Origin of the sequence: Aquitalea sp. ASV11 (genome assembly GCF_016429185.1) — a bacterium.
GTDB classification, from domain to species: domain Bacteria; phylum Pseudomonadota; class Gammaproteobacteria; order Burkholderiales; family Chromobacteriaceae; genus Aquitalea; species Aquitalea pelogenes.
In genome coordinates this window covers 1-255 of record NZ_JAELUD010000322.1, presented here as the reverse complement: position 1 = coordinate 255, position 255 = coordinate 1, and the positions used below count along the sequence as shown (strand labels likewise).

Annotated in this window: 1 protein-coding gene; it reads left to right on the top strand. The window is 60.8% G+C overall.

Annotated elements, in window-relative coordinates; translation table 11 throughout:
* Positions 1–255 (top strand): chemotaxis protein CheW (locus JHD62_RS22375; protein ID WP_199104704.1); only part of this gene is annotated, 255 nt, incomplete at both ends.

Below are 255 nucleotides of genomic sequence, written 5' to 3'. Positions count from 1 at the left end.
TCCTGCTGTTCTCCCTGGGTCACGACCAGCGTACCGGGAGGAAGGAAGTCTTCGGCATCAACGTCTTCAAGGTCCGCGAAGTCATGCGGACGCCCGAAATCACTTCCGCACCCGAAATGCCCTCCTCCGTTGAAGGCATGGTCAGCCTGCGTGGCTCGCTGGTCCCGGTCATCGACCTGGCCAAGTACGCCGGCATCGTCACCAGCAACAAGCCCGAAATCATGATCGTCACCGAGTACAACGGCCACACCCAGG